This is a genomic window from Streptomyces fuscichromogenes (genome assembly GCF_014645815.1).
GTDB lineage: Bacteria > Actinomycetota > Actinomycetes > Streptomycetales > Streptomycetaceae > Streptomyces > Streptomyces fuscichromogenes.
Genome location: NZ_BMML01000025.1, coordinates 131,116 through 156,896 on the forward strand (window position 1 = coordinate 131,116; position 25,781 = coordinate 156,896).

General features: G+C 72.9%; 25 protein-coding genes. 18 read left to right on the forward strand and 7 right to left on the reverse strand.

The window, feature by feature from the left end; genetic code table 11:
- Positions 1-41: 41 nt before the first annotated feature.
- A complete protein-coding gene (locus IEZ11_RS39580; protein WP_189267870.1) occupies positions 42-1,025 on the reverse strand; it encodes a ferredoxin--NADP reductase in 984 nt (327 codons plus the stop codon).
- Between the two features lie 82 nt (positions 1,026-1,107).
- On the opposite strand from IEZ11_RS39580, the gene IEZ11_RS39585 reads away from it, so the two are divergent.
- Genes IEZ11_RS39585 through IEZ11_RS39615 form a run of 7 tightly spaced genes read left to right on the forward strand, consistent with a single transcriptional unit; the run spans position 1,108 to position 9,299 of the window.
- Positions 1,108-2,670: an AMP-binding protein gene (locus IEZ11_RS39585; RefSeq protein WP_229713641.1), complete on the forward strand. Its 1,563-nt coding sequence runs from the start codon at positions 1,108-1,110 to the stop codon at positions 2,668-2,670.
- A 35-nt stretch (positions 2,671-2,705) separates the two neighbouring features.
- Entirely contained in the window at positions 2,706-3,884 is a 1,179-nt protein-coding gene (locus IEZ11_RS39590) for an amidohydrolase family protein (protein WP_189267871.1), read from the forward strand.
- Positions 3,881-5,323: a FadD3 family acyl-CoA ligase gene (locus IEZ11_RS39595; protein ID WP_229713642.1), complete on the forward strand. Its 1,443-nt coding sequence runs from the start codon at positions 3,881-3,883 to the stop codon at positions 5,321-5,323. The genes IEZ11_RS39590 and IEZ11_RS39595 overlap by 4 nt, the downstream gene beginning before the upstream one ends.
- Complete coding sequence (locus IEZ11_RS39600) at positions 5,320-6,897, forward strand: methylmalonyl-CoA mutase family protein (RefSeq protein WP_189267872.1); 1,578 nt, start codon at positions 5,320-5,322, stop codon at positions 6,895-6,897. Before IEZ11_RS39595 ends, IEZ11_RS39600 begins: the two co-directional genes overlap by 4 nt.
- Positions 6,897-7,298, forward strand: a complete 402-nt coding sequence (locus IEZ11_RS39605; RefSeq protein ID WP_189267873.1) for a cobalamin B12-binding domain-containing protein — start codon at positions 6,897-6,899, stop codon at positions 7,296-7,298. Before IEZ11_RS39600 ends, IEZ11_RS39605 begins: the two co-directional genes overlap by 1 nt.
- Position 7,299: 1 nt before the next feature.
- Entirely contained in the window at positions 7,300-8,256 is a 957-nt protein-coding gene (locus tag IEZ11_RS39610) for a TIGR03564 family F420-dependent LLM class oxidoreductase (protein WP_189267874.1), read from the forward strand.
- Positions 8,253-9,299 (forward strand): CaiB/BaiF CoA transferase family protein, encoded by a 1,047-nt coding sequence (locus IEZ11_RS39615; protein WP_189267875.1) that lies wholly within the window; start codon positions 8,253-8,255, stop codon positions 9,297-9,299. Before IEZ11_RS39610 ends, IEZ11_RS39615 begins: the two co-directional genes overlap by 4 nt.
- A gap of 154 nt (positions 9,300-9,453) precedes the next feature.
- Here IEZ11_RS39615 and IEZ11_RS39620 read toward each other — a convergent pair whose 3' ends face one another.
- Positions 9,454-10,221: an SDR family NAD(P)-dependent oxidoreductase gene (locus tag IEZ11_RS39620; protein ID WP_189267876.1), complete on the reverse strand. Its 768-nt coding sequence runs from the start codon at positions 10,219-10,221 to the stop codon at positions 9,454-9,456.
- A 47-nt stretch (positions 10,222-10,268) separates the two neighbouring features.
- Here IEZ11_RS39620 and IEZ11_RS39625 point away from each other — a divergent pair, with 47 nt between their 5' ends.
- The 3 genes from IEZ11_RS39625 to IEZ11_RS39635 all read left to right on the forward strand — a co-directional run bounded on the left by IEZ11_RS39625 (position 10,269) and on the right by IEZ11_RS39635 (position 13,318).
- Positions 10,269-10,871 carry a TetR/AcrR family transcriptional regulator gene (locus IEZ11_RS39625; RefSeq protein ID WP_189267877.1) on the forward strand — a complete coding sequence of 201 codons (603 nt, stop codon included), beginning with the start codon at positions 10,269-10,271 and terminating at the stop codon, positions 10,869-10,871.
- A 63-nt stretch (positions 10,872-10,934) separates the two neighbouring features.
- On the forward strand, positions 10,935-12,260 hold the full coding sequence (locus IEZ11_RS39630) for an acyl-CoA dehydrogenase family protein (RefSeq protein ID WP_189267878.1): 1,326 nt from the start codon (positions 10,935-10,937) through the stop codon (positions 12,258-12,260).
- Positions 12,257-13,318: a phosphotransferase family protein gene (locus IEZ11_RS39635; protein ID WP_189267879.1), complete on the forward strand. Its 1,062-nt coding sequence runs from the start codon at positions 12,257-12,259 to the stop codon at positions 13,316-13,318. Before IEZ11_RS39630 ends, IEZ11_RS39635 begins: the two co-directional genes overlap by 4 nt.
- Before the next feature lie 117 nt (positions 13,319-13,435).
- Here IEZ11_RS39635 and IEZ11_RS39640 read toward each other — a convergent pair whose 3' ends face one another.
- Complete coding sequence (locus IEZ11_RS39640) at positions 13,436-14,203, reverse strand: SDR family oxidoreductase (RefSeq protein WP_189267880.1); 768 nt, start codon at positions 14,201-14,203, stop codon at positions 13,436-13,438.
- A 54-nt stretch (positions 14,204-14,257) separates the two neighbouring features.
- Here IEZ11_RS39640 and IEZ11_RS39645 point away from each other — a divergent pair, with 54 nt between their 5' ends.
- Both IEZ11_RS39645 and IEZ11_RS39650 read left to right on the forward strand, forming a co-directional pair.
- Positions 14,258-15,688 carry a class I adenylate-forming enzyme family protein gene (locus IEZ11_RS39645; protein ID WP_189267881.1) on the forward strand — a complete coding sequence of 477 codons (1,431 nt, stop codon included), beginning with the start codon at positions 14,258-14,260 and terminating at the stop codon, positions 15,686-15,688.
- Entirely contained in the window at positions 15,681-16,811 is a 1,131-nt protein-coding gene (locus IEZ11_RS39650; RefSeq protein ID WP_189267882.1) for a thiolase family protein, read from the forward strand. Before IEZ11_RS39645 ends, IEZ11_RS39650 begins: the two co-directional genes overlap by 8 nt.
- A gap of 19 nt (positions 16,812-16,830) precedes the next feature.
- On the opposite strand, the gene IEZ11_RS39655 is transcribed toward IEZ11_RS39650, so the two are convergent.
- The 4 genes from IEZ11_RS39655 to IEZ11_RS39670 are packed head-to-tail and all read right to left on the reverse strand — an operon-like array spanning position 16,831 to position 19,948.
- Positions 16,831-17,637, reverse strand: coding sequence for an acyl-CoA thioesterase (locus IEZ11_RS39655; RefSeq protein WP_189267883.1), 807 nt, complete (start codon positions 17,635-17,637; stop codon positions 16,831-16,833).
- Between the two features lie 8 nt (positions 17,638-17,645).
- Positions 17,646-18,434, reverse strand: coding sequence for an acyl-CoA dehydrogenase family protein (locus IEZ11_RS39660; protein ID WP_189267884.1), 789 nt, complete (start codon positions 18,432-18,434; stop codon positions 17,646-17,648).
- A 6-nt stretch (positions 18,435-18,440) separates the two neighbouring features.
- On the reverse strand, positions 18,441-19,535 hold the full coding sequence (locus IEZ11_RS39665; protein WP_189267885.1) for an acyl-CoA dehydrogenase family protein: 1,095 nt from the start codon (positions 19,533-19,535) through the stop codon (positions 18,441-18,443).
- Complete coding sequence (locus IEZ11_RS39670) at positions 19,532-19,948, reverse strand: nuclear transport factor 2 family protein (protein ID WP_189267886.1); 417 nt, start codon at positions 19,946-19,948, stop codon at positions 19,532-19,534. The genes IEZ11_RS39665 and IEZ11_RS39670 overlap by 4 nt, the downstream gene beginning before the upstream one ends.
- A 155-nt stretch (positions 19,949-20,103) precedes the next feature.
- Between IEZ11_RS39670 and IEZ11_RS39675 the strand changes: the two genes are divergently transcribed.
- Genes IEZ11_RS39675 through IEZ11_RS39700 form a run of 6 tightly spaced genes read left to right on the forward strand, consistent with a single transcriptional unit; the run spans position 20,104 to position 25,653 of the window.
- Positions 20,104-22,215 carry a branched-chain amino acid ABC transporter permease gene (locus IEZ11_RS39675; RefSeq protein WP_189267887.1) on the forward strand — a complete coding sequence of 704 codons (2,112 nt, stop codon included), beginning with the start codon at positions 20,104-20,106 and terminating at the stop codon, positions 22,213-22,215.
- Positions 22,193-22,906, forward strand: a complete 714-nt coding sequence (locus IEZ11_RS39680) for an ABC transporter ATP-binding protein (RefSeq protein ID WP_229713643.1) — start codon at positions 22,193-22,195, stop codon at positions 22,904-22,906. The genes IEZ11_RS39675 and IEZ11_RS39680 overlap by 23 nt, the downstream gene beginning before the upstream one ends.
- Complete coding sequence (locus tag IEZ11_RS39685) at positions 22,903-23,628, forward strand: ABC transporter ATP-binding protein (protein WP_189267888.1); 726 nt, start codon at positions 22,903-22,905, stop codon at positions 23,626-23,628. Before IEZ11_RS39680 ends, IEZ11_RS39685 begins: the two co-directional genes overlap by 4 nt.
- Positions 23,625-24,050 (forward strand): hypothetical protein, encoded by a 426-nt coding sequence (locus IEZ11_RS39690; protein WP_229713644.1) that lies wholly within the window; start codon positions 23,625-23,627, stop codon positions 24,048-24,050. Before IEZ11_RS39685 ends, IEZ11_RS39690 begins: the two co-directional genes overlap by 4 nt.
- Positions 24,025-24,333, forward strand: coding sequence for a hypothetical protein (locus tag IEZ11_RS39695; RefSeq protein WP_189267889.1), 309 nt, complete (start codon positions 24,025-24,027; stop codon positions 24,331-24,333). The genes IEZ11_RS39690 and IEZ11_RS39695 overlap by 26 nt, the downstream gene beginning before the upstream one ends.
- Before the next feature lie 21 nt (positions 24,334-24,354).
- Positions 24,355-25,653 carry an amidohydrolase family protein gene (locus tag IEZ11_RS39700; protein ID WP_189267890.1) on the forward strand — a complete coding sequence of 433 codons (1,299 nt, stop codon included), beginning with the start codon at positions 24,355-24,357 and terminating at the stop codon, positions 25,651-25,653.
- Positions 25,654-25,781: the final 128 nt, after the last annotated feature.

Genomic DNA, 25,781 nt, shown 5'->3' on the forward strand with positions numbered 1-25,781 from the left:
CCTTCCGGTCGGGCGGGCGGGTGCCGGTGGTCCGGCGGGCGTCAGTCCTCGTAGACGACGGTCACCTCGGCGGTGGTGGGTTCGGCCTGGCAGGTGAGCACATAGCCCTCGGCGATCTCGTCGGGTTCCAGGGCGTTGTTCACGCGCATCTTGGCCTCGCCGTCGGTCAGCCGTGCCATGCAGGTGGCGCAGTCCCCGGACTCGCAGGAGAAGGGCGGGGTGAATCCGGCCCGGCGCGCACTCTGCAGCAGCGTCTCGCCCGCGCGTTGCGGCATCGTACGGCGCTGACCGCGCAGGGCGACGGTGACGGTGCCCGGGACGGGCTCGGCCGGCGGCTCGGCGGCCGCCACCGGCGTGAACCGTTCGACGAAGATCCGCCCGGCGGGCGTCCCGGCGGCGAGCAGCGTGCTCTCGACCAGTGCCATGAACGGTTCCGGCCCGCAGATGTAGTGATCCGCGTCGTCGCCGGCGAGGCCGCGTATCGCGTCGGCGCCGACCAGTCCGTCCCGGTCGTCGAGGTGGTCGTGGAGGCGGAGCCGGCCGGGGTGGTGTGCGGCGAGGGCGTCCAGTGCCTCGCGGAAGATGGCCGAGCCCCGGTGCTGATGGGCCGTCAACAGCCTTATGTCGCGCGGTGTTGTGGCGAGTGCGCTCTTCACCAGGGAGAACACCGGCGTGATGCCGCTCCCGCCGGCGTAACCGGCCAACGGCCGGTCCGTCGCGTCCCCGCGCAGACAGAAGGAGCCGCCGGGCCGGGTGGCCTCAAGCGTGTCGCCCGCCCGCAGGTGGTCGTGCATCCAGCCGGAGACGAGTCCGCCTGGCACTCGCTTCACGGTGACGCACAGCTCGCCGTCGGTGTCGGGCGAGGACGACATCGAGTAGCTGCGCAACGTCCCGCACACCTTGAAGGTCAGGAACTGCCCGGCCCGGTAGGGGAACGGCGCGTCGAGGGCGAAGGTGCGTGTGTCCGGCGTCTCGTCGACGATCCGGGTGATCCGCACCGGATGGAAGCCGTGATCCCGTGCCATGTATGGAACTTACCTTCTCGCTATGGGAGAGTGCAATTCTCCTACAGGTGAAATGGTGACCGTGACGAGGAGAACTCCTGTCATGACGACGACTTCTCCCGGTGCGCTGCGGCAGCTGCCGCCCGGACTGTCCGCGCGTTACGAGGCCGAGGGCTGGTGGACCGGCGAGACCCTCGGTGAGCTGCTGACCGCCGGGCTGGCCGCCGCGGGCGGTGTGGAGTTCCGGGTGCACTCCGAGGTCCGGCCGTGGGCGGGGACCTTCGCCGACGTCGAGCGGGTGGCGCGGCGGCTCGCCGCCGGGCTGCGGGCGCGCGGGGTCGGCCCCGGCGACGCGGTCGCCATGCAGCTGCCCAACTGGATGGAGGCCGCGGCGGTCTTCTGGGCCTGCGCCTTCCTGGGTGCGGTGGTCGTGCCGGTGGTCCACTTCTACGGACCCAGGGAGGTCGGCTACATCCTCGGCGCGACCCGGCCCAAGGCCTTCTTCGCGGCCGGGCGCTTCGGCCGGTCCGAATTCCGGCCGGAGCTGTGCAAGGACGTCCCGGTCCTCGGCGTCGTCGGCCGCGACTTCGGCGCACTGCTGGCGGACGAGCCCCTGGCCGGCGTGGTGCCCGCCGACCCGGGCGCCCCCGCGCTCATCGCCTTCACCTCGGGCACCACCCGGGACCCGAAGGGTGTGATCCACAGTCACCGGACCCTGGGCTACGAGACGCGCCAGCTGGCCGCGAGCTACCCGCCCGACCGCGGGCGGCAGTTCACCGTGGCGCCGGTCGGCCACTTCATCGGCATGATCAACGCGTTTCTCATCCCCGTCCTCGACGGCACCCCGGTCAACCTCGGGGACACCTGGAACCCCGCCCAGGCGCTCGCGCTGATGCGGGCCGAGGGACTCGCGGTCGGCGGGGGAGCGACGTACTACATGACGAGCCTGCTCGACCACCCCGACTGCACGCCCGAGCACATCGCGCACCTCAGGTACGCCGGTCTGGGCGGTGCTTCCGTCGCCTCCGCGGTGACGACCCGGCTGGAGTCCCTGGGCATCGGCGTCTTCCGGGCCTACGGATCCACCGAGCACCCGTCCGTGACCTGCACGCCCTACGACGGTCCCGCCGCCAAACGGCTGCACACCGACGGACTCCCGCTGCCCGGCGTCGAGCTGAGGCTGGCCGAGGACGGCGAGATCCTCACCCGGGGTCCCGACCTCTGTCTCGGCTACACCGAACCCGCCCTGACCGCGGCCGCCTTCGACGCGGACGGCTGGTACCGCACCGGCGACATCGGCGTGCTCGACGCCGACGGATACCTGACCGTCACCGACCGCAAGTCCGACGTCATCATCCGCGGCGGCGAGAACATCAGTGCCCTGGAGGTCGAGGACGTCCTGCTCGGTCTGCCCGGGGTGGCCGAGGCTGCCGTGGTCGCCGTCCCGGACGCACGCCTGGGGGAGCGGGCGGCGGCCGTACTGCGCATGCGTCCGGGCTGGTCCGTACCGGTCCTGGCCGAGGTGCGGGTGCACTTCCAGCGGTCCGGACTGGCCCGGCAGAAGTGGCCCGAGGAGATCCGCGCGGTCGACGACTTCCCGCGTACGCCGAGCGGGAAGGTGAAGAAGTTCGAGCTCCGTCGGAATATTGCCACTTCCGCACAGTGAGAATACGATTCTCAAGATTGGTGAAGGAGGATCTCATGCCCTCTCGCGCACTCGCGTACCCGCTCTTCGACGCGGACAACCACCTCTACGAGACGCCGGAAGCGCTCACGAAGTACCTGCCCAAGGAGTACGACGGGGCCATCGAGTACGTGACCGTCCGGGGTCGCACGAAGATCGCGATCCGTGGGCAGATCAGCGAGTACATCCCCAACCCCACCTTCGACGTGGTCGCCCGCCCGGGGGCCATGGAGGAGTACTTCAAGGTCGGCAACCCGACCGGCAAGACCCGGCGGGAGATATTCGGCGAGCCGATGCGCTCCGTGCCCGCCTTCCGTGAACCGGCCCCGCGCCTGGAGCTCATGGACGAGCTCGGCATCCAGCGCAGCCTGATGTTCCCCACGCTCGCGAGCCTCATCGAGGAGCGCATGAAGGACGACCCGGAGCTGATCCACGCGGTCATCCACGCCCTCAACGAATGGCTGCACGACACCTGGTCCTTCACCTACAAGGACCGCATCTTCACCGTGCCCGTCATCACCCTCCCGATCGTCGAGAAGGCGATCGAGGAACTGAACTGGGTGGTGGAGCGCGGAGCCCGGGCCATCCTGGTCCGGCCGGCGCCGGTGCCGGGATTCGGTGCCACGCGCTCGTTCGCGCTGCCGGAGTTCGACCCGTTCTGGAAGCGGGTCGTCGAGACCGGCGTGCTGGTCGCCTTCCACTCCTCCGACAGCGGCTACGCCCGCTACGCGGGCGACTGGGAGGGCAACCGGCGCGAGTTCCTGCCCTTCAGGCCCAACGCGTTCCGCCAGGTCATCGAGTGGCGGCCGATCGAGGACGCGGTCTCGTCGCTGATCTGCCACGGCACGCTCTCCCGCTTCCCGGAGCTGAAGGTGGCCGTGATCGAGAACGGCGCCTCCTGGGTGGAACCGCTGCTCGGCCGGCTCGCGGACGTGCACAAGAAGATGCCCCACGAGTTCCACGAGGACCCGGTGGACGTCTTCCGGCGGAACATCCACATCAGCCCGTTCTGGGAGGAGGACATGGCCCGCCTGGGTGACCTCATCGGCATCGAACGCGTGCTGTTCGGCTCCGACTACCCCCACCCTGAGGGCCTGGCCGACCCGGTCACCTACGTCGATCACCTGGCCGGGCTGACCGAGGCCGACAAGGCCCGGGTCATGGGCGGCAACCTGGCCCGGCTGATCGACGCATGACCGCGCCGATGCCGTGGCGCAGCATCCCCGAACTGGTGCGCGACGCCGCCGACCGGTTCGGGGACGCGGAGGCCGTGGTCGACGGAGACCTGCGGCTCACCTTCACCGGCCTGGCCGCGCAGGTCCGGCGCACCGCAGGGGCGTTCGCCTCGGTGGGCGTCCGGCCCGGCGACCGGGTCGCGGTGTGGGCGCCGAACTCGGCCGAGTGGGCGATCGCCGCGTTCGGCGCGCTCACCGCGGGAGCCGTGCTGGTCCCGGTGAACACCCGGTTCCGGGACGAGGAGGCCCACGACATCGTCGTCCGCAGCGGCGCCAAGGTGCTGTGCGTCGAGAACGGCTTCCTGGACCGGGAGTTCACCGGGCCGCCCGGTGTCCCCGTCATCGACCTGCGGGCGGACGGGTTCCTCGGCTCCGGGGAGCCACTGGAGCACAAGGTGGGCGCGGACGACCTCGCGGACATCATCTTCACCTCCGGCACGACCGGCCGTCCCAAGGGCGTGATGACCACCCACGGCCAGACCCTCCGGCTGTACGCCGAGTGGTGCGACCTCGCACAACTCCGTCAGGGCGACCGCTATTTGATCGTCAACCCGTTCTTCCACATCTTCGGCTACAAGGCGGGCCTGGTCGCCTCCGTGATCCGGGGCGCGACCGTGCTCCCGCTCGCCGTCTTCGACCTGGACCGCGTCCTGGACCTGGTGGAGCGGGAGCGGGTGACGGTCCTGCCGGGGCCGCCGACGCTGTACCACTCCCTGCTCCAGGCGGGCTCCGGACACGACCTGTCCTCGCTGCGGGTCGCGGTGACCGGCTCCGCCGACATCCCCGTCGAACTGGTCCGCCGGATCACCACCGAACTGCCCTTCACCCACCTCATGACCGGCTACGGCCTCACCGAGGCCGGCACCGTCACCGCGTCCAGGCCCGGTGACCCGTACGAGGCCGTCGCCACCACCGTGGGCAAGCCCTGCGAGGGCTTCGAGGTGCGCCTCGCCGAGGACCAGGAGGTCCTCGTGCGCGGCTACTCCGTCATGCTCGGCTACCTCGACGACCCCGAGGCGACCGCCGAGGCCGTCGACGCCGACGGCTGGCTGCACACCGGCGACCTGGGCGAGATCGACGGCGACGGGCGGCTCCGGATCGTCGGCCGCAAGAAGGACATGTTCGTCGTCGGCGGCTTCAACGCCTACCCGGCCGAGATCGAGGGCTTCCTGCTCCGGCACCCGGCCGTCGCCCAGGCCGCCGTCATCGGCGTGCCGGACGCCCGCCTGGGCCAGGTCGGCAAGGCGTTCGTGGTGCCCCGCGGCACGGTGACGGAGGACGGGCTGATCGCCTGGGCCAAGGAGCGGATGGCGGGCTTCAAGGTGCCCCGGCAGGTCGAGTTCCGGACGGAGCTGCCGCTGAACGCCACCGGCAAGGTGATGAAGGACCAGCTGTCATGACCGACGACCCCCGCACCGCGTCCGGCATCCCCCTCAAGCCGGTCTACGGCCCCGCCGACCTGCCCGTCGCACCGCCCGGCCCCGGCACCTTCCCCTTCACCCGGGGCAACTACCCCACCGGTTACCGGGGCCGCACCTGGACCCTGCGCCAGTACTCCGGCTTCGGCACCCCTGAGGAGTCCAACCGCCGTTACCGCTACCTTCTCGACCAGGGCGGCACCGGCCTGTCGGTGGCGCTCGACCTGCCCACCCAGTGCGGTTACGACTCCGACGACCCGGAGTACACGGACGAGGTCGGCCGGGTGGGCGTCGCCCTCGACACCCTCGCGGACGCCGAGATCCTCTTCGACGCGATCCCGCTGGAGCGGATCAGTACCAGCTTCACCATCAACGGCACGGCGGCCGTCCTGCTGGCCTTCTACGTCGCCGCCGCCGAGAAGCGCGGCATCCCGCGCGCGAAACTGACCGGCACCATCCAGAACGACATCCTCAAGGAGTACGCCTCCCGCGGCACCTGGATCTGGCCGCCCGAACCGTCGCTCAGGCTCATCGCGGACACCATCGAGTTCTGTGCCGCCGAGGTGCCCCGCTTCAACGCGATCTCGGTCGCGGGCGCGCACTTCCGGGACGCGGGCGCCAACGCCGTGCAGGAGATGGCGTTCACGCTCGCGGACGGGGTGACGTACTGCGAGACCGTGCTGGAACGCGGCCGCATGACCATCGACGAGTTCGCCCCGCAGATCTCCTTCTTCTTCTACACGCACGGCGAGTTCTTCGAGGAGATCGCCAAGTACCGTGCCGGACGTCGGCGTTGGGCGACGATCGTGCGCGAGCGGTTCGGCGCGCGGACCGACAAGGCGTGCATGTTCCGCTTCGGCTGTGTGGCCGGCGGAGCCTCGCTGTACGCGCCGCAGGCCCGCAACAACACCGTGCGGGTCGCCTACGAGGCCCTCGCCTCCGTGCTCGGCGGTGTGCAGTCGATGTTCACCGCCGCCTGGGACGAGCCCTTCGCGCTGCCCAGCGAGGAGTCGGCCACGCTCGCCCTGCGCACCCAGCAGATCCTCGCCCACGAGACGGGGGTGGCCCGGGTGGCCGACCCGCTCGGCGGGTCGTACTTCGTGGAGGCGCTCACCGACGCCACGGAGGAGCGGATCGCCGCGATCATGGCCGATCTGGAGGCGCACGGCGGAATGGTCCGCTGCATCGAGGACGGCTACCTCCAGGGGCTGATCGCCGACGAGGCCTGGCGGCTGCACCAGGAGGTCGACTCCGGGCGGCGGCCGGTGGTCGGCGTCAACCGCTTCACCGCCGAGGAGCCCCCGCCCGACCTGGCCACCTACGAGCTCGACGCCGAGGGACGGGAGCGGCAGCTGAAACGGCTCGCCCAGGTCAAGGCCGAGCGCAGCGCCACCGAAGTGCGCACCCGTCTCGCCGAGTTGAGACGCGCCGCCGAAGGAGACACCAACCTCATGGAGCCCCTGATCGCCTGTGCCAACGCCTACTGCACGGTCGGCGAGACGGCCGGAGCCCTGCGCGAGGTGTGGGGCGAGTTCCGGCAGCCGGTGGTGTTCTGATGACCGGGCCGGTGCGGATCCTCGTCGCGAAACCCGGGCTCGACGGGCACGACCGCGGGGCCAAGCTGGTGGCGCGCGGCCTGCGTGACGCCGGGTTCGAGGTGGTGTTCACGGGCATCCGGTGGCGGGTGGCGGACATCGTCGCCACCGCCGTCCAGGAGGACGTGGCCGTGGTCGGACTGTCGATCCTCTCCGGCGCCCATGTCACGCTGACCCGCCGCACCGTCGGCGGGCTGCGCGCGGCGGGGGCGCACGACATCCCCGTCGTGGTCGGCGGCACGATCCCGGCCGCCGACGTGGCGCTGCTGCGGGAGGCCGGAGCGGCGGCCGTGTTCCCCACCGGCACCCCGCTGCACGCCATCGTCGCGGACATCCGCGCACTCACCGCCCAGGAGGGCTGACATGCGAGTCGGAGTGATGAGCGGTCCCGAGCGGGGCGACGCGGCGCACAAGGCGGCGCGCATGGTCGACGACGCCCGCTGGGCCGAGGAGGCCGGCTTCGACACCGTGTGGGTGCCCCAGGTGCCCACCGACTTCGACGCCCTGACCGCCGTCTCCCTGATGGGGCAGGCCACTTCGCGCATCGAACTGGGCACGGCGGTGGTCCCGGTGCACGCCCAGCACCCGGTGGCCCTGGCCCGGCAGGCGATCTCGGCCCAGGCGGCCGCCGGCGGGCGGCTCGCCCTCGGCGTGGGCGCCTCCCACCACTGGATCGTCCGCGACATGCTCGGCATCCCCTACGAGAAGCCGGCCGCGTACACCCGCGCCTACCTCGAAGTCCTCAACGCCTCACTCAGCGGCGCGAGTTCGGTGGACGTGGAGAACGACCGCTTCCAGGTGCACAATCCGCTCACCCTCGCCCCGGTCGCCCCGCTGCCGGTCCTGGTCGCCGCCCTCGGCCCGCTGATGCTGCGCATCGCGGGGGAGCACACCGACGGCACCGTCCTGTGGATGGCGGACGAGCGGGCCGTCGCCGAGCATGTCGTACCGACCCTCACCAAGGCGGCGGAGGCGGCCGGACGCCCGGCCCCGCGCGTCGTCGCGGGCATCCCGGTCTGCCTCTGCGCACCGCACGAGGTGGACGCGGCCCGGGAGCGCGCCAACCGGATCCTCGGCGAGGCCGAGGTCTCGCCCAACTACCAACGGCTCCTGGAGTACGGCGACGCACGCGACGTCGGCGACCTGTGCGCGGCCGGCGACGAGGCGGCCATCGCGGCCCGCTTCCGGCGCTTCGCCGACGCGGGCGTGACCGACCTGTCCGTCCGCCTGCTGCCCCTCGGCACCGGCCGGGACGAACTGGTCGCCTCCAAGCTCCGCACCCGGGACACGGTCGCCGCCCTCGCCGCGGACTTCCGGTGACCGCAGGGCCGGGCCCGCTGGCGGCACTGCGCGTCCTGGAGGTCGGCCACATCCTGGCCGGCCCCTACGCCACCATGCTGCTCGCCGACCTCGGGGCACAGGTCACCAAGGTGGAACCGCCCGGTGGCGACCTGTCCCGGCAGGTGTCCGGCGCGTACTTCGCCAGTCTCAACCGGGGCAAGCGCTCGATCCGGCTGGATCTGGGCACGCCCGGCGGACAGGACCGGCTGCACGACCTCGTGCGTGAGTCGGACGCGCTGCTCGTCAACCTCAAGCCGTCCGCCATCCGCCGCTTCGGCCTCACCTACGAGGACCTGAAGCCCCACAACGAACGCCTGGTGTGCGTCGCCCTCACCGGCTGGGGCATGGACGCGGGCGACGAACCCGCCTTCGACTACGTCGTCCAGGCCGCCACCGGCATCGCCGCCCTCACCGGCGACCCGGACGGCCCGCCGCTGCTGCCCGGTTACTCGTCCGCCGACAACTCCGCCGGACTCGCCGCCGCGCTCGGCCTGCTGGCGCAGGTGGTCTCGGGGCGGGGCGGGCAGATCGAGGTCTCCCTGCGGGACGTGATGCTCTCCCAGCTCAACTACCACGCCTCGGGCTGGCTCAACGACGCGGTCGCCCCGCGCCGCCTGGGCGGAGCGCACTCCTACTACGTCCCCGCTCAGCTCTTCCCGACCGCCGACGGCCATCTGGCCCTGTTCATCACCCACGACGGCTTCTGGCGCGCCTTCGCCGCCGAGGCCGGCGTCGAGGGCTTCGCGACGATGGCCGAACGCGCGGCGCGGCGCGACGCGGTGATCACCGCGGTGACCAAGGCGCTGGCCGCCGACACGGCCGTCGGCTGGGAGGCCCGGCTGCGCCCGCTCCGAGTCCCCGCCGCCGCTGTCCGCACCCTGCCCGAGGCGCTGGCCCAGGCCCCGGACGCGGTGGTGGACTCAGGCGGCCTCCGGCTGGTCGGCAGTCCCTTCCGGGTCAGCGGCTACGAGCCGTCGTACGGGCCGCCGCCGGGGCTGGGCGAGCATGGCGGCGCGCCCTGACCGCTGCGGGATGGGCGGTGCTGCGCTGTCGATCGTCTGCGGCGCCATCGTGGCTGGTCGCGCCCACACGGCGGCAGCCGCGTATCCGGTACAGCCCCGCGCCCCTTCAGGGCACGGCCGCCCCCCCGCCGGACTTCAACGAAGCTCCCTAACCTCACGGCATCCCCCCGTCCACCCGCAGGGTCGCCCCGCTGGTGTACGAGGACGCGTCCGACAGCAGGTAGAGGGCGGCGCCCACGACCTCGCGCGGGTCCCCGATGCGTCGCAGGGCGTGTCCGCGGACCCCCTCGGCGAGCTGTTCCGGGTCCTGCTGCCAGCCCCGGGTGGCCCAGGTGTCGAACGGGCCGCACATCAGCGTGTTGACCCGCACCGTCGGGCCGAGCGCCTGCGCCAGCCCCACGGTCACCGCGTCGAGCCCCGCCTTGGCGGCCGCGTACGGCACGATCGCGGGGCGCGGCCGGACCGAGCCGGTGGAGCCGACGTTGACGATGGTGCCGCCGCCGGCCTCGGCCATCCGGGCCCCGGCCAGCACGGACAGCCGGAACGGGCCCTTGAGGTTGAGGCCCAGCACCGCGTCGAACATCTTCTCCGTGACGTCGGCCAGATCGTCGTAGACGGGAGCCATGCCGGCGTTGTTGACCAGCGCGTCGAGCCTGCCGAAGCGCGCGTGGACGGCGTCGACCAGGCCGGGCAGCTCGTCCCAGCGGCCCACGTGGACGGCGTACGGGAACGCCGAACGCCCGGTCTCCTTCTCGATCTCGGTGCTCACCGCGGCGCACGCGTCGTACTTCCGGCTGGCGACGACGACGTCGGCGCCGCAGCGGGCCGCTCCGAACGCCATGGCCCGCCCCAGTCCCCGGCTGCCGCCGGTCACCAGGACCACCCGGCCGGAGAGGTCGAACAGCTCGTCCGCGTAGCCCATGTCCGCCTCCTGGAGCGTTCTCGGATGTGAGAGTAGCGTTCTCCGATATGCAGAATAGCATTCGGGATCGCGAGGCCGAGGCGCTGTTGGACGCCGGGCTGGCGCTGATGGTGTCGGCCGGCGGGCGCCGGCCCCGGGTGGCCGACATCGTGGCCGCCGCGGGACTGTCGAACGACGCCTTCTACCGCTCGTTCGCGAGCAAGGACGCCCTGGTCGAGGCCATCGTCGAGCGCGGTGCGCGCACGCTCGTCGGGTATGTCCGGCACCGCATCGCGCGGGCGGCCGGGCGCGGGCCGGAGGCCCGGCTGCGGGCGGGGCTCGAAGCGGTCGTACGGCAGGCCGCCGACGTGACCCTGGCCCGGCAGACCCGGGCCGTCCTGGCCAACGCCACCGGACACGCGCCCCGGGCCCCGCATGTCACCGTCGCGCTGGTGGACGCCCTGGCCGCGCTGTTCGCCCAGCCGGCCGCCGAACTGGGGTCCGGCGACCCGATGCGCTCCGCCCGGACCGCGGCGGGCGCGGTCGTCGCGGCCCTGCAGTACTGGCTGTTCACCGAGGAGGTGCCCGGCCGCGCGGAGACCGAGCACCTGGTCGGGTTCCTGCTCGCAGGAGTACGCGCTCCCGACCCCCGCAGGGGGCACGTCCCGTAGCTGGACGCGAGAATGCCATTCTGTTAATTTCAGAACGCCATTCTGAAGGAAGGTGGATGCGTCATGTGGGACTTCAGTACCGACGCCGCGTTCCAGGAGAGGCTCGACTGGGCCGCGGGATTCGTCCGTACGGAGATCGAGCCGCTCGACGTGCTGTTCCCGGGCAACGCCGAGCCCTACGACCGCGACAGCGAGGTCTTCCGGGAAGTGGTCCGCCCGTTGCAGCGGCAGGTGCGCGAACAGGGGCTGTGGGCCGCCCATCTGCCGCCCTCGCTCGGCGGCATGGGCATGGGCCAGGTGAACCTCGGACTGCTCAACGAGATCCTCGGCCGGTCCAGTTGGGCGCCGATGGTGTTCGGCACCCAGGCCCCCGACTCCGGCAACGCCGAGATCCTCGCCCACTACGCCACCGAGGAACAGCGCAAGGAGTACCTGGAGCCGCTGCTCGACGGGCGGATCGTCTCCACCTTCGCGATGACCGAGCCGACCGGCGGCGCGGACCCCGGCGGCTTCACCTGCCGTGCCGTCCGCGACGGCGAGGAGTGGGTGATCGACGGCGAGAAGTGGTTCGCCTCCAACTACCCGCACGCGGCCTTCGTCATCGCCATGGTGGTGACCGACCCCGACGTGCCCGTGCACAAGGGCGCGTCCATGATCCTGGTCCCGGCCGGCACGCCCGGCATGGAGATGGTGCGCGGCACGGGCATGGCCGGCGAGCCGCTCGGCGAGGGCGTCCACGCCTACCTGCGGTTCACCGGCTGCCGGGTGCCGGCCGCGAACCTGCTCGGCGAGCCCGGCTCCGGGTTCCGCATCGCACAGACCCGCCTCGGCGGCGGCCGGCTGCACCACGCCATGCGCTCGGTCGGCCAGTGCCGGCGCGCCCTGGAGATGATGACCGAGCGGATCGCCTCCCGGCGTACCCGTGGCGGCCCGCTCTCCGACCAGCAGGCCGTGCGCCACCAACTGGCCGACACCTGGGTGCAGATCGAGCAGTTCCGCCTCCAGGTCCTGCACGCCGCCTGGCAGACGGACCGGGCGGCCGGGACCGGCGACCCGGCCGACGCCCGCCGGGCCCGGCTGCACGTCTCCGGCGTCAAGGTGGCCACGCCCAAGGTCCTCGTCGACGTCGCCTACCGGGCCCTGCACCTGCACGGCGCCCTCGGCGTCTCCAACGAGCTGCCGCTGGCGAAGATGTGGAACTCCGGCCCGACCCTCGGTGTCGCCGACGGCCCCACCGAGGCCCACCAGGACGTCATCGCCCGGCTGTTGCTGAAGGACGCCACTGCGGCGGACGACCAGCTGTTCGGCTCGGCCCATCTGCCCACCCGGCTGGCCGCGGCCCGCGCGAAGTACGCGGACCGCCTGAAGGAAACGGCGGTGACCTGGTGAGCACGCGTGAGGCGCACGACCCCGACGACACGGAACCCGACCTCGACCGCCTCAACGCCTGGCCCGGCCTCGCCGACCTCCCCGGCGACGGCCTCGTCACCGCCCTGGAACCCCTCACCGGCGGCGCGCAGAACCTCCTGTTCACCCTCCGGCGGGCCGACGGCACCGAACTCGTCCTGCGCCGCCCCGGCCGGCACCTGAAGGCCGGAGCCTCCGACGCCTTCCGCCGCGAGGGCCGCGTCCTGGGCGCCCTCGCCGCCACCGACGTACCGCACCCGCACCTGTACGCCGGCGTCCAGGACGAGTCGGTGCTCGGGGCGCCCTTCTCCGTCCTGGAGAAGATCGACGGCTTCATGCCCCGGGGGCGGCTCCCCGGCCGTTATGCCGAGGACCCGGAGTGGCGGCGCGCGGTCGCCTTCGCCTTGGTCGACGGCGCCGCACTGCTGGCCGCGGTGGACCCCGGCGCGCATGATCTGGCCGACCTGGGCCGTCCGGAGGGCTGGCTGGAGCGGCAGACCCCCAAGTACCTGAAGATGCTGCACGGTTACCGCGCCGACCCGGCCTATGCGGAGAGCGAGAACCCGCACGTGGACGCCGTGGCCGACTGGCTGGTCGGGCACGCGCCGAAGCAGGGCGCGACCGGGATCGTCCACGGTGACCTGCAGTTCGCCAACGTCATGTTCGCCCACGACGCCCCGCGCCTCGCCGCCATCGTGGACTGGGAGATGGCCTCCCTGGGGGACCCGCTGCTCGACCTGGCCTGGATCCTCACCGCCTGGCGCGAGCCCGGCGACCCGCCCGGCAGCGACCCGCAGCTCCAGCCCTGGGACGGCATGCCCTCCCGCGCCGAGCTCGTCGCGTACTACGCGGAGCGGACCGGCCGGGACGTGTCCGCGTTCCGCTGGTACCAGGTGCTGGCCTGTTTCCGGCTCGCCGCGCTGCTGGAGGGCAGCCATGCGCGTGCGCTGGCGGGGAAGCTGAACCGCAGGATGGGGGACGCGTTCCACGCGTATGCCGGGTGGCTGTGGGAGAAAGCGCGTCAGGAGATGGCGGCGTGAAGCGCGGGCGGTGCGTGCCGCCGGTCGTCTGCGGCTTTGCCGTGGCCGGTCGCGCCCCGCGGCGGAGCCGCTGATCGGTGCGGCCCCGCGCCCCTTTGGGGCGCGCCGGTGTGCGCGTCACCTGGGTGGGAAGCGCAACGCCCCGTCCAGGCGGATCACTTCGCCGTTGAGGTAGGTGTTCTCGCACAGGTGCTGGACGAGGGCGGCGAACTCCTCGGGGTGCCCCATCCGGCGCGGGTGGGGCACCTGAGGTCCCCAGTACGCCTCCAGTCGGTCGGCGGCCTTGCCGTACGCGGGCGTGAGGACCGTGCCGGGCGCGATCGACACCACCCGGATGCCCAGCGGGGACAGATCACGGGCCGCCACCAGGGTCATCGCACTCACTCCGCCCTTCGCGGCGGCGTAGGGCAACTGGCCGATCTGGCCCTCGTAGGCCGCGATCGACGACGTCGTCACGATCACACCGCGCTCACCGTCCGCCCCGGCGGGCGCGGTGCGGGCGATGGCCGCGGCGGCCAGCCGCATGACGTTGAACACCCCGGTCAGATAGACGTCGACCGTGGTGCGGAACCCGGCGAGGTCCAGCGGCGACCCGTCCCGGCCGACGAGCCGCCCGCCGTGCGCGGGACCGCCGTGACAGTCCACCGCCGCACGGAACTCCCCTTCCCGCGAGGCGACGTCCACCGCCGAGGCCATCGACTCCTCGTCGGTGGCGTCCGCGCGCACGTACCGCACCCCCAGCTCCTCCTGGAGGGCCTTGCCTTTGTCGTCGGCCAGGTCGGCGACCACGACCCGCACGCCCGCAGCGTGCAGTCGTCGCACCGTCGCCTCGCCCAGTCCGCCCGTGCCACCGACCACCAGGGCCGAGGAACCCTCGACGAGCATCGCCGTTCCCCTCTCTTGCGAGTAGGCCTCTTAGTGTATGAGAATGCCATTCTCATGAACATAGCCGTGATCCTGGAAATGGCCGCCTCCGCGGGAGACCGGCCGGCCGTCACCGAGGGCGGCCGTTCGCTCTCCGCCGCCGAACTCCAGCGCCTCGCACGTCATGCGGCCGATCGCTTCCGGGACCGCCCCGCGGTCCTGTACCTCGGCGTGAACCACCTCGCCTACCCCGTCGCCCTGTTCGGCGCGGCCCTGGCCGGCGTCCCCTTCGTCCCCCTCAACTACCGTCTGGGGGAGGAGCAGTCGGCCGCCCTGCTGGAGCGGCACCCGGGCGCGGTCGTGCTACGTCCCGACGACCTCGATCCCCTTCTCGCGCCCGCCGGCGAGGCCGCGTGGCGGCCGGCCCCCGACGACCGGGACGCCACCGCCGTCACCCTCTACACCAGCGGCACCACCTCGGCACCCAAGGCGGCACTGCTGCGCCACCGCCACCTGCTCGCCTACGTCTTCAACACCCAGGACTTCGGCTCGGCCGACGCCGACGACGCCACCCTGGTGGCCCTCCCGCCGTACCACGTGGCCGGGTTGATGAACCTGCTCACGAACCTCTACGCGGGCCGCCGGATCGTCTACCAGGCCTCCTTCGAGGCGGCGCACTGGCTGGCGACGGTACGCGGCGAGCGCGTCACCCACGCCATGCTGGTGCCGACCATGCTCGCCCGCGTCACCGCCGAACTCGGCGAGAACCAGGCCGAAACGCCCTCCCTGCGCAGCCTCGCCTACGGCGGTGCGCGCACCCCGCGCCCGGTCGTGGAGCGGGCGCTGCGGCAGTTCCCGGAGACCGGCTTCGTCAACGCCTACGGCCTGACCGAGACCGCGTCCTCCGTCGCCGTCCTCGGCCCCGACGACCACTGGCAGGCCCTGGCCTCCGAGGACCCGGCCGTACGGGCCCGGCTCGGCTCCGTCGGCCGCCCGCTGCCCGGGATCGAGGTCGAGATCCGGGACGAGGACGGCACGCTCCTCGAACCGGGGGCGACCGGGCTCGTCTTCGTGCGCGGCGAGCAGATCTCGGGGGAGTACGCCGCAGGGCGGGCGCTGGACGACCGCGGCTGGTTCGCCACCCGCGACCGGGGCCGGCTCGACGCCGCCGGCTACCTCTTCGTCGAGGGGCGCGCCGACGACACGATCATCCGAGGCGGCGAGAACATCGCACCCGCCGAGATCGAGGACGTGCTCCTCCAGTACCCGGGGGTACGGGAGGCCGCCGTGCTCGGGGTCGCCGACCCGGAGTGGGGTCAGCGGCTGGTGGCCGTCCTGGTCGGCTCCGGGGACCCGGCGGACATCAGGGCCTTCGTCCTGCGCCACCTGCGTTCCTCGAAGACGCCCGACCTCGTCGTCTTCCGCCCCGAACTGCCCCGCACCGCCACCGGCAAGCTCCTGCGCCGGACCCTCGTCGCCGAACTGGAGGAGACCGCCGATGCCTGAGGCCGTCCTCGTCACCGCCCTGCGCACACCGATCGGCACCGCGTTCAAAGGCACCCTGCGCAGCACCACCGCCTACGATCTGGCCGACCGCATCGTCTCGGCGACCGCGGAGGGACTCGACCCCGCGCTCGTCGACGACGTGGTGCTCGCCGAGTCCCACTACGGCGGCGGGGTCGTCGCCCGGCACGCGGCCCTCACCGCCGGACTGCCCCAGGTCCCCGGCCTCGCCCTGAACCGGCACTGCGCCGCCGGGCTCGCCGCCGTACAGACCGCCGCGGCCTCGGTCCGGGCCGGCATGGACCGCCTGGTTCTGGCCGGCGGCGTCAACTCGACCTCCACCGCACCCAGGCTGTCCTTCCAGGACACCGAACGCTGGGTGCCGCCCACGCATCCCGACCGCCCGGACGCACCCAACCTCGACATGTCGATCACGGTGGGCTGGAACACGGCCGTACAAGAGGGCATCGGGCGCGAGGAGATGGACGCGTGGGCGCTGCGCTCGCACCGCAACGCCGTACGCGCCCAGGACGAGGGCCGCTTCAAGGACGAGATCGTGCCCGTGGCGACGCCCTACGGGCCCTTCGAGGCCGACGAGCACCCGCGCCGCGACACCAGCGCGGAACGCCTGGCCGCGCTCAGACCGCTGCACCCCGAGATCGAGGGGTTCTCGATCACGGCCGGGAACGCCTGCGGCGCCAACGACGCGGCGGCCGCCGTGGCGGTCGCCGACGAGCGGCTCGGACTGCCCGCCCTGGCCCGGGTGCGCTCCTGGGCCTCGGTCGCCCTGGACCCGGCCGAGACCGGCCTGACCCCCGTTCTCGCCATCCCCAAGGCGCTGGAGCGGGCCGGGATGTCCGTCCCCGACGTGGACCTCTTCGAGATCAACGAGGCCTTCGCCGTCGTACCGGTCGCCGTGATCCGCCGCCTCGGCCTCGACCCGGACGCGGTGAACGTCAACGGCAGCGGCTGCTCGCTCGGCCACCCCGTGGCCGCCACCGGGGCCCGTATGGTCGTCACCCTGGTCCACGAACTGCGCCGCCGGGGCGGCGGCGTGGGCGTGGCCGCGATGTGCGCGGGCGGCGGCATGGGTTCCGCCCTGGTCCTGGAGGTGCCCGCACCCTGACCGGTCGGCGGGCGGCGGCCTAGCCGCCGAACCTCAGCAGCGCCTCCTGCGCGTAGGAGGCGAGCAGTGTCCCGTCCTCGGTGAGGACGTCGCCGCGTCCGAAGCACCGCCCGTGTGCGGCCAGCGGGCTGTGCTGGCGCAGCAGCAGCCACCGCCCGGTGGTGAACGGGCGGTGGAACCACACGGTGTGCGCGGTCACGGCGGAGGCGAACGCCCGGCCCGCGTCCGCCTGGGTGAGGCCGTCCAGGGGGCGCAGCGCGGTGCCGATCGGGGTGAGGTCGGTGGCGTAGGCGAGCAGCGCGGGACCGAGATCCGGCGGCGCGGCCGGGACGCGGGTCCACAACTCGTAGGCGGGCGGCCCGGACTTCACGGTGTCGAGGTCGGTGGCCGCCCGCGACTCCCAGGGCAGCAGCCCGAGTTCGACGGCGCGCTCCGGGCCCGGCAGCGCCGGCGCGGGCTCCGTCGTCTGCCGGTCCGGCCCCTCCTCCCACACATGCAGACTCGCGCTGGCCACCGCGACGACTCCGTGCTCCTGGCGGGCGGTGAGCCGCACGGTCGCGAAGGTACGGCCGTGCTGCGGCACGTCGGCCTCGTAGCGCACCGGTTCCCCGGTGCGGCCCTCGCGCAGGAACTGCGTGTGCAGTGACTTCAAGGCCTTGCCGGGCGCCGCGAGACAGGCGGCACGCGCGAACTGGGCGAGGAACTGCCCGCCGAACAGCCGCCGGTACGACAGCTGTTGCGAGCGGCCTTCATAGGTGCCGGTGCCGGTGCCGTGAGCGGTGAGGTCGAGGCAGCCCAGGAGGTCCTGCCAGGGATCCGTGGTCACGTGTTTCCTCACAGGTCGACGAGGCGGCGCGCCCTGCCTTCACGCAGCAGCAACGCACCTGCCTCCCGGGTCAGTTCACGAGTCGAGCCGAGCAGTCCGTCGAGGACGAGAGCCCGTCTGACGTGCCGGTGCAGCGCGTGCTCGGCGGTGAAGCCGATGCCGCCGAGGGCCTGTTGGCAGTGGCGGGCGGCGGTGAGCGCGGCCCGCCCCGCGACGGCCTTGGCGAGCAGCGAGCCGGTGTCGTCCTCGGCGGCGGCCAGGGCTGCCTCGGCTCCCTCCAACGCCACGAAGGCCTCGGCGAGCCGGTGCCGCAGCGCCTGGAAGGAGGCGAGGGGCCGCCCGAACTGCTGTCGGTCCAGGACGTGTTCACGGGCGAGTTCGAGCATGGCGCGGCCGGTGCCGAGCAGCCACCAGCCCAGCGCCCGCCGTCCCGCGGCGAGCGGCACGGCCTCGCCCGGGTCCACCCTGCGCAGCGGCAGCCCCGGATCCAGAGCGCTTCCCGCCGGGGAGCCGTCCCGCGCCCACTCCACCCACACCCCGCCCGCGTACGGCAGCGGCAGTGTCCCTCCGACCGGCCGACCGGCCGCCCGCAGGACGACGTCGTTGAGGACGGCGGCCCGCGCCCCCGTCTCGCCGAGCAGCCGGAAGACCAGCGGGACGGCGGTGTCCGGCTCCTCGGCGAGCATCTGTGTCCAGCCGAGGCCGGCGAGCGCGGAGTCGAGTCCGGCGCCGGGCTCGGCGGTCGTCATGGTCCTGCGCAGGGCCTCTTCCAGAAGTCCGTGTTCGGCGCTGTCCACCGCGTGTCACTCCTTTCCGAGGCCGAGCAGGCGACGGGCGACGATGTTGCGCTGGATCTCGGCGGTGCCGCCGTAGATGGTGGCGGCCCGCGCGTACAGGTAGCCGGTGCGCCAGGTGGCGTCCTCGGCCAGTTCGACCGTGCCCGGCAGGAGCTCGCGCGCGGTGTCGAACAGCCGCTGCTCGGCGGTGGCCAGGAGGATCTTGTCGACCGACGTCTCCGGGCCGAGCCGTCCGCCCTCCGCCTGCCTCCGCTGGGTCGCGGCCGACCGGCAGCGCACGGAGTGCAGGTCGAGCCAGACGGCGCCGAGGGCGTCGGGGTCCGGCTCGCAGCCGTCGGCGAGAAGCCGGTCCAGGGTGCCGTAGAGGTGGGCGACGCGGTGCCAGAAGCAGGTGGACCGTTCGTGCGGCAGGAGATCCATGGCCAGGCGCCAGCCGTCGCCGGGGGCGCCCAGCATGCGGTGCGCCGGTACCCGCACGCCGTCGAGGAAGACCTCGGCGAACTCGTCGACGCCGTGCATCGTGCGCAGCGGCCGTACGGTGACGCCGGGGCTGTCCATGTCGACGAGGAAGGCGCTGATACCGGCGTGGCCGGGCCCTCCGGTGCGGGCCAGCAGGACACAGCGGGCCGCGTACTGGGCGAGGCTCGTCCACACCTTCTGGCCGGACACCACCCAGCCGTCGCCGTCGGGCACCGCCCGGGTGGACAGCGATGCCAGGTCGCTGCCCGAGCCCGGTTCCGAGAAGCCCTGGCACCACTGCTCCCGGCCGGACAGCAGGCGCGGCACCATCTCGGCGGCGAGCGCGGGCGGCGCGTAGTCGACGACGGTCGGCACCAGCACCTCGACCATCGACCAGATGCCGGGCTCCGCCAGCGCCCGTGAGGCGACCTCCTCGCCGAGCACCGCGCGCAGGGTGCCGTCGCCGCCGAGTCCGCCGACCGCCCGCGGCCAGCCGTGGCGCATCCAGTCGGCGTCCCACAACGCCGCACGCACCCGGGCCAGTTGGGCGACCTGGGCGTCGAGGGAGTGGTCGGGCGGAGGCGTCAGGTCGTTGCCGTCCAGCCAGGCGCGCACACCCTGACGGAACTCGGCGGTCCTCATGACCGGGTACGGTCGAAGGCGTGCGGGCGGCCCGAGTCATGGGCGCCGCTGCGGCGGATGAAGGTCATGGCCCGGGTGCGCAGCCGCCAGCCTTCCGGGGTGCGGGCGTAGGTGTCGTCGTAGTAGCCGATGCGCATCCGGTGTTCGGAGTGCTCGACGAAGCAGAGCGGCTGGGTGCCGGTGGCGGTGTCGCCGGCCAGCTCCACCTCCGGTGTGCCGACCAGGAAGAGGCCCTTGGGAGCGGCGTCGATCAGCGCGGGGAACTCGTCCAGCGGGTAGGTGTCGCCGAACGCGCTGTAGCTGCCGTCCGGGGTGAAGACGCCGAGCACCCGGTCCACGTCCCCACGGGTCATGGCGACCGCGTACCGGGCGAGGAGCTGCTGGATCTCGATCAGGTCGTCGGTGGCGCTCAAGGGGCCTCCACGGTCACTCGATGAGAACGTGATTCTCGAAATCGAGTATCACGCTTCCATGAGGGCGGGCCGCCGTCAACGCCGATGCCGTGCGGAGCAACCTCCCCTTGTCCGAAAGGTTGATTCTCCATTAGCGAGAAGCTAGTTTCCAACCCATGGATCAGTTCCTGGCCTTCACGGTGGTCGGCCTGAGCACCGCCGCCATCTACGCCGTGATCGGTAGCGGCCTGGTGCTCACCCACACCACGGCCGGGGTCTTCAACTTCGCCCACGGCGCCGCCGGAATGCTCGCGGCCTTCGCCTACTGGCAGCTCGCCGTCGGCTGGGGCTGGCCGGTACCGGCCGCGCTGGCCGTCGTGCTCCTCGTCCTCGCGCCCGCCTTCGGCCTGTTCGTCGAACGGGTCCTGATGCGCCCCGTACAGGCCCTGGGCGAGGCCGAACGGCTCGTCATGACGGTCGCGCTGCTCGCCGGCTGCATCGCACTCGCCCGCTGGGTCTGGGATCCCGACACACCCCGCCCGCTGAGCCCGTTCCTCGCCGGTGAGCGAGCCGTCCGGCTCGGCCCGGCCGTCGTCACCTGGCACCAGGTGATCACCATGGCGACCGCGCTCGCCATCGCCGTCGGCCTGTGGTCCCTGCTCCACCGCACCCGGGCCGGCACGGAGATGCGCGCCTGCGTGGACGACCGCGCCCTCGCCGTTCTGACCGGTGCCGATCCGCTGCGCGCCGGCCGCCTGGCCTGGGTGCTCGGCATCCAGCTCGCCGCCGTCGGCGGCATCCTCATCGCCCCCACCGTCGCGCTCGACGCGCAGCAGCTCTCCCTGCTCATCGTCAGCGCCTACACCGCCGCCGTCTTCGGGCGGCTGCGCAGCCTGCCCCTCACCTTCCTCGGCGCGGTCGTCGTCGGACTGCTGGAGGCCTACCTCGCCGGCTACCTGCCGCAGAACGACTACCTGCCCGGCCTGCGCCTCGCCGCCCCCGCCCTGCTGCTCTTCCTGGCACTGCTCGCCTTCCCGCACCACCGGCTGCGCGGCCGCGACCGTACCGTCGTCCGCGTCCCGCTGCCGGGCAGGCGCGGCAGCCTGGTCCTCGCGGGCTGCGTCCTCGCGCTCGCGCTGTTCCTGGTCAGCGTGCTGACCGAGGACCAGGTCATCTCGTACGGCACGCTGTTCTCGCTCGGTGTGGTCGCCCTGTCCTATGTGCCGCTCGCCGGATACGCCGGGCAGGTCTCCCTCTGCCAGCTCTCCATCGCCGGAATCGGCGCGGCGGTCTGGGGCCACCTCGGCGCGCACGGCGAGCTGTGGGCGCTGCCGGTCGCCGTCCTGGTCGCCGCGGCCGTCGGCGCCCTGGTCGCACTGCCCGCGCTGCGCCTGTCGGGCATCTACCTGGCGCTCGGTACCGTCGCCTTCGCCACCGTCCTCGACCGGTGGATCTTCACCCTGCCGGCCTTCGACGTGCTGGGCGTGCACATCGCCCTGTTCGACCAGGGCTCGGTCTCGGTGACCGGCCCCGACCTGTTCGGCCTGCACCTCACCTCGCCGGCCGAACTGCTCGTCCTCGCCGCCGTCTGCCTGGCCGTCACCTCGGTCGCGGTGGCCGGGCTGCGGCGCGGCCGCCACGGCCGCCGGCTGATCGCCCTGCGCGACAGCGAGGCCGCCTACGCCACCCTCGGGGGCCGCCTGCTCGTCGCCAAGGTCGCGGTCTTCGCCCTCTCCGCGGGCATCGCGGGACTGGGCGGCGCGCTCTACGGCATGCAGCTGCAGACCGTCACCGCCGACCAGTTCGGTCTCGTCGCCGGCCTGCCCGTCTTCCTGATCGCGGTCGTCGGCGGCCTCGGCTCGGTCGGCACCGGTCTGTTCACCGGGCTCGCGTACGTCGTGCCCACGCAACTGCTGGACGGGCTCGGTCCCTGGGCGCAGAACCTGTCCGCGCTCCTCATCGCCCTCGCGGGCATGGGCTTCGCGCACAGTCCGAGCGGTGTGATCGCGCGGCTGCGCACCGACTGGGCGCCGCTCGGCCGCGACCGGCCGCTGCTGACCGCACTGCTCGGGGCGCTCGCCGGATGCTGGGCGCTCGCCGCCCTCGTCCCGGACGGCGGGCCGCCGGCCGTCGCCGCCGCCCTGCTGGCGGCCGTGACACTGCGCGGCCGTGCCGCCGCGCGGGCGGCCGCCCCCGCCGGCATCCCGCCGGAGTGGTGGGGCCTGCGACGCCCATGGCGGCCCGAGGACGGGGAGGTGCTGAGCCGTGCCACCGCTGCTGCAGGCTGAGGGGATCACGGTCGCCTTCGGCGGCCGCCGCGCCCTGGACCGGGTGTCGCTGACCGCCGAGGCGGGCCGGGTCACCGGCCTGATCGGCCCCAACGGGGCCGGTAAGAGCACGCTGTTCGACACCGTCTCCGGGCTCCGGCGCCCGCAGGCCGGCCGGGTGCGGCTGGACGGCCGCGACATCACCCGCGAGGGCCCCGCCCGCCGGGCACGGCGCGGCCTGTCCCGGACCTTCCAGCACCTCGAACTCTTCGGCCGGCTCTCCGTCCGCGACAACCTGCTGGTGGCCGCGGAACTGGGTCCCCGACGCCGGCACGCGGCCCGGACGGCGGACGAGGTCATGGACCGCCTCGGCCTGGCCGACACCGCCGAGGCCCCCGCGGACGCCCTGCCCACCGGCATCGCCCGTCTCGTCGAGGTCGGCCGCGCCCTGGTCCAGGACCCCCGCCTGCTGCTCCTCGACGAACCCGCGGCCGGGCAGGACGCCGAGGAGACCGAGCGCTTCGCCGACCTGCTGCGCTCCCTGGCGGCCGAGGGCACGGCGGTCGTCCTGGTCGAGCACGACATGAGCCTGGTCATGGCCGTCTGCGACGACGTGTACGTCCTCGACCTCGGCCAGGTCGTGGCGTGCGGCCCGCCGGCCGAGATCCAGCAGAACGAGACCGTCCTCGCGGCCTATCTGGGGGAGCCATGACCGAGAACTCCGGTCCGCTGCTGGAACTCCGCGGCGTCCGCGCCGCCTACCACGGCATCACCGTGCTGCACGGGGTGGACCTGAACGTCGCCGCGGGGCAGGTGGTGGCCCTCCTGGGACCCAACGGCGCGGGCAAGACCACCGTCCTGAAGGTCGCCGCCGGACTGCATCCGCCCGACGCCGGGCACCTGCTGATGGGCGGCCGGGACGTCACCGGGATCCGCCCGAGCCGCCTGGCCCGCGCCGGGGTCTGCCTGATCCCGGAGGGCCGTGGCGTCTTCCCCAACCTCTCCGTCCGCGACAACCTGCTGATGATGACCTTCTGCGGCCGCGGCCGCGGCCGGGAGGAGATCGAGGAGACCGCGTACGGCCGCTTCCCCGTCCTGGCCGCCCGTCGCGGCCAGCAGGCCGGCACCCTCTCCGGCGGCGAGCAGCAGATGCTCGCCCTGGCCCGCGGCCTGGCCACCGACCCCGCCGTGCTGCTCCTCGACGAACTCTCCATGGGGCTCGCTCCGTTGGTCGTCGCCGAACTGTACGAACTCGTCGCCGAGATCGCCCGGCAGGGCGTCGCGGTGCTGGTCGTGGAGCAGTTCGCCGCCGCCGTACTGAAGATCGCCGACCACGCGGCCGTCGTCGTCCGCGGCCGGATCCAGTGGCAGGGGCACCCCGACGGCTCCCTGCAGGCCGAACTGTCCTCCTACTACCTGGGGAGCCCCCCATGACGTCGACCCCCGTACCGGCCTCGCGGGCGGACCGGTTCGTCCGCGAACTCGCCGAACTGAAGATCCCCGACCCCGCCGCGGCCCGCGCCGCCCTCTGGCTCCGCCTCGGCGGACTGCTCATGACCGCGGGCCTCGTGCTCGGTGCCCTCGCCTTCCCCCTCGCGCACGCCACGGACGACTCGCTCGCGCAGGGGGACGCGCTCTCCCTCGGCCTCGGCGGCATCACGGCCGCCGTGGTGGGCGCCGCGCTCTTTCTCCGCTACTCCCTCACCGGCTTCCTGCGCTTCTGGCTCGCCCGGCAGTCCTACGACCTGGACCGGCTGGGGGAGCGCCTCGGCGATTCCACCGACGCCGCGGAGCCGGCCAACCCACCCGCACCAGAAGGGGAACCACGCAATGGCGCTGCCTCCTCGCCCAGGTGACCAGCTCGCCTCCGCCACCTCCAGCACCCGGGTGATCGTCATCCGGGCCCCGGCGGGCATGGCGGGCCGGATCGAGTGCGGCGGCACACCGATGGTCCCGGCCCGGGACGCGCCCGCCGGACGGCCCGACGACGAGCCGTCCGGCACGCTCATCGGCAAGCGCTACGTCGACGCCGCCGACACGCTCGAACTCCTCTGCACCGCCTCCGGCGCCGGCCTCCTCACCTACGGCGGACAGCCGTTGCAGATCAAGGCACCCAAGGCACTGCCCGCCTCGGACTGACCCAAGCCCCAAGGAGCCCGCATGAACCGCGACGACATGATCCTCATCAGCGTCGACGACCACATCATCGAGCCGCCCGACCTGTTCGCGAACCACCTGCCGGACCGGTACAAGAAGGACGCCCCGCGCCTGGTCCACCGCGAGGACGGCAGCGACGTGTGGCAGTTCCGCGACAACAGCATCGGCAACGCCGCGCTCAACGCGGTCGCCGGGCGTCCCAAGGAGGAGTACGGCATGGACCCGCAGGGCCTGGAGGAGATCAGGCCCGGCTGCTACGACGTCGACGAGCGGGTCGCCGACATGAACGCCGGCGGCGTCCTCGCCCAGATGAACTTCCCCTCCTTCCCGGGCTTCTCGGCCCGCCTGTTCGCCACGGAGGACTCCGACTTCTCGCTCGCCCTGGTCCGTGCCTACAACGACTGGCACATCGACGAGTGGTGCGCCGCCCATCCCGGCCGGTTCATCCCGATGGCCCTGCCCGCCATCTGGGACGCCGAACTGTGCGCCCAGGAGATCCGCCGGGTCGCCGAGAAGGGCTGCCACTCGCTCACCTTCCCCGAGAACCCGGTTCCGCTCGGCTACCCCAGCTTCCACACCGAGTACTGGGATCCGGTATGGCGTGCCCTGACCGACTGCGGCACGGTGATGAACCTGCACATCGGTTCCTCCGGCCGTCTCGCCGTCACCGCCCCCGACGCCCCGCCGGACGTGATGATCACCCTCCAGCCGATCAACCTCGTCCAGGCCGCCGCCGACCTGATGTGGTCCCGGGTGCTCAAGGAGTACCCCACCATCAAGATCGCCCTGTCGGAGGGCGGCACCGGCTGGATCCCGTACTTCCTGGAACGGCTCGACCGCACCTACGAGATGCACGCCACGTGGACCCTCCAGGACTTCGGCGGCAAGCTGCCCTCGGAGGTCTTCCGCGAGCACTTCCTCACCTGTTTCATCAGCGACCCCATCGGGGTGCGGCTGCGCAACGAGATCGGCATCGACAACATCTGCTGGGAGGCCGACTACCCGCACAGCGACTCCATGTGGCCGAACGCGCCGGAGCAACTGCACGAGGTGCTCACCGCCAACTCCGTGACGGACGACGAGACCGACAAGATGACGCACGGGAACGCGATGCGCTGGTACTCCTTCGACCCGTTCGCGCACATCCCGCGTGCCCAGGCCACCGTCGGCGCGCTGCGCAGGGCGGCCGAGGGCCACGACGTGTCCGTCAAGTCCCGCAGCCGCCAGGTCATCGCCCCCGCGGAGAAGCTCGCCACCTACCGCAAGAAGGCCCAGGCGGCACTGGCAGCCGCCGAACAGTGAGACGGGCCGAACATCCGGCAGGGCAGGGCCGGACCCCGCTGCACGGTTCACCGGCGGACCCTGCCCGCCGTGGCCACCCGGCCCGCCGACCTGCCCCGTGACCCGGATCGGTGCGGGGGCGGAACCAT

What these genes read in the sequence shown, in the direction of transcription:
- IEZ11_RS39630 (WP_189267878.1), top strand. Translation starts at nt 10,935, where the DNA reads ATGTGGGACTTCAGTACCGACGCCGCGTTCCAGGAGAGGCTCGACTGG.
- IEZ11_RS39595 (WP_229713642.1), top strand. Translation starts at nt 3,881, where the DNA reads ATGACCGCGCCGATGCCGTGGCGCAGCATCCCCGAACTGGTGCGCGAC.
- IEZ11_RS39665 (WP_189267885.1), bottom strand. Translation starts at nt 19,535, where the DNA reads ATGAGGACCGCCGAGTTCCGTCAGGGTGTGCGCGCCTGGCTGGACGGC.
- IEZ11_RS39600 (WP_189267872.1), top strand. Translation starts at nt 5,320, where the DNA reads ATGACCGACGACCCCCGCACCGCGTCCGGCATCCCCCTCAAGCCGGTC.
- IEZ11_RS39610 (WP_189267874.1), top strand. Translation starts at nt 7,300, where the DNA reads ATGCGAGTCGGAGTGATGAGCGGTCCCGAGCGGGGCGACGCGGCGCAC.
- IEZ11_RS39590 (WP_189267871.1), top strand. Translation starts at nt 2,706, where the DNA reads ATGCCCTCTCGCGCACTCGCGTACCCGCTCTTCGACGCGGACAACCAC.
- IEZ11_RS39585 (WP_229713641.1), top strand. Translation starts at nt 1,108, where the DNA reads ATGACGACGACTTCTCCCGGTGCGCTGCGGCAGCTGCCGCCCGGACTG.
- IEZ11_RS39690 (WP_229713644.1), top strand. Translation starts at nt 23,625, where the DNA reads ATGACGTCGACCCCCGTACCGGCCTCGCGGGCGGACCGGTTCGTCCGC.
- IEZ11_RS39580 (WP_189267870.1), bottom strand. Translation starts at nt 1,025, where the DNA reads ATGGCACGGGATCACGGCTTCCATCCGGTGCGGATCACCCGGATCGTC.
- IEZ11_RS39620 (WP_189267876.1), bottom strand. Translation starts at nt 10,221, where the DNA reads ATGGGCTACGCGGACGAGCTGTTCGACCTCTCCGGCCGGGTGGTCCTG.
- IEZ11_RS39700 (WP_189267890.1), top strand. Translation starts at nt 24,355, where the DNA reads ATGAACCGCGACGACATGATCCTCATCAGCGTCGACGACCACATCATC.
- IEZ11_RS39685 (WP_189267888.1), top strand. Translation starts at nt 22,903, where the DNA reads ATGACCGAGAACTCCGGTCCGCTGCTGGAACTCCGCGGCGTCCGCGCC.
- IEZ11_RS39695 (WP_189267889.1), top strand. Translation starts at nt 24,025, where the DNA reads ATGGCGCTGCCTCCTCGCCCAGGTGACCAGCTCGCCTCCGCCACCTCC.
- IEZ11_RS39605 (WP_189267873.1), top strand. Translation starts at nt 6,897, where the DNA reads ATGACCGGGCCGGTGCGGATCCTCGTCGCGAAACCCGGGCTCGACGGG.
- IEZ11_RS39650 (WP_189267882.1), top strand. Translation starts at nt 15,681, where the DNA reads ATGCCTGAGGCCGTCCTCGTCACCGCCCTGCGCACACCGATCGGCACC.
- IEZ11_RS39625 (WP_189267877.1), top strand. Translation starts at nt 10,269, where the DNA reads ATGCAGAATAGCATTCGGGATCGCGAGGCCGAGGCGCTGTTGGACGCC.
- IEZ11_RS39640 (WP_189267880.1), bottom strand. Translation starts at nt 14,203, where the DNA reads ATGCTCGTCGAGGGTTCCTCGGCCCTGGTGGTCGGTGGCACGGGCGGA.
- IEZ11_RS39675 (WP_189267887.1), top strand. Translation starts at nt 20,104, where the DNA reads ATGGATCAGTTCCTGGCCTTCACGGTGGTCGGCCTGAGCACCGCCGCC.
- IEZ11_RS39645 (WP_189267881.1), top strand. Translation starts at nt 14,258, where the DNA reads ATGAACATAGCCGTGATCCTGGAAATGGCCGCCTCCGCGGGAGACCGG.